Source organism: Methylophaga sp. UBA1464, assembly GCF_002325665.1.
In the GTDB taxonomy this organism is placed as follows: Bacteria; Pseudomonadota; Gammaproteobacteria; order Nitrosococcales; family Methylophagaceae; genus Methylophaga.
Window position 1 is genome coordinate 1 of sequence record NZ_DCSO01000002.1, and the last position, 368, is coordinate 368.

Annotated in this window: 1 pseudogene; it reads left to right on the forward strand. The window is 48.9% G+C overall.

The annotated features are described in order from the left end of the window. A pseudogene (locus tag B3O33_RS00155) lies at positions 1 to 368 on the forward strand (MFS transporter); the annotation flags it as partial.

Genomic DNA, 368 nt, shown 5'->3' on the forward strand with positions numbered 1-368 from the left:
CAAGTTGTCACCATGCTGTTTCTCGGTATTGCAGCGGGGTTGCCGTTATTACTGATTTTTTCATCGCTTAGCTTATGGCTGCGGGAAGCCGGTGTGGAACGCAGCGCAGTCACCTATTTCAGTTGGGCGGCGCTGGGTTATTCCTTCAAATTTGTCTGGGCTCCGCTGCTGGATATTTTGCCATTACCGATTTTGCATCGCCTGTTAGGTCGAAGGCGCAGCTGGTTATTTTTATCGCAATTGATGATTATTACGTCGATTATTTTGATGGCGATGGTGGATCCGGCCACACATTCACTCACATTAATGGCTATTGCCGCAGTATTACTGGGCTTTTCAGCCGCGACGCAGGATGTGGTGATTGATGC